Origin of the sequence: Pelomonas sp. KK5, from assembly GCF_001984095.1 — a bacterium.
GTDB lineage: Bacteria > Pseudomonadota > Gammaproteobacteria > Burkholderiales > Burkholderiaceae_C > KK5.
The window spans coordinates 1-233 of sequence record NZ_LYVQ01000606.1 but is presented as its reverse complement, the minus strand read 5'-3'; the positions used below and the strand labels follow the sequence as shown (position 1 = coordinate 233).

Annotated in this window: 1 protein-coding gene; it reads left to right on the top strand. The window is 72.5% G+C overall.

From position 1 onward, the window contains the following. The coding region (locus B0W88_RS34310; protein ID WP_158081014.1) for an Ig-like domain-containing protein at positions 1-233 on the top strand (233 nt) is incomplete at both ends.

The following is a 233-nucleotide window of genomic DNA, read 5'->3' as shown; positions in this document are numbered from 1 at the left end:
CGGCCGGCTGCGCTTCACGCCGACCGACGGCTTCGTCGGCGACACGCAGTTCAGCTACAAGATCGCCGATGGCCAGGGCGGCACGGCGACCGCCATCGTGCGCATCAGCGTGACCAACAGCGCGCCGGTGGCGACCGCCGACCACTACGACATCCACGCCGGCCAGGTGCTGGACATCCCGGCCCCGGGCCTGCTGGCCAACGACAGCGACGCCGACGGCGACGCGCTGACGG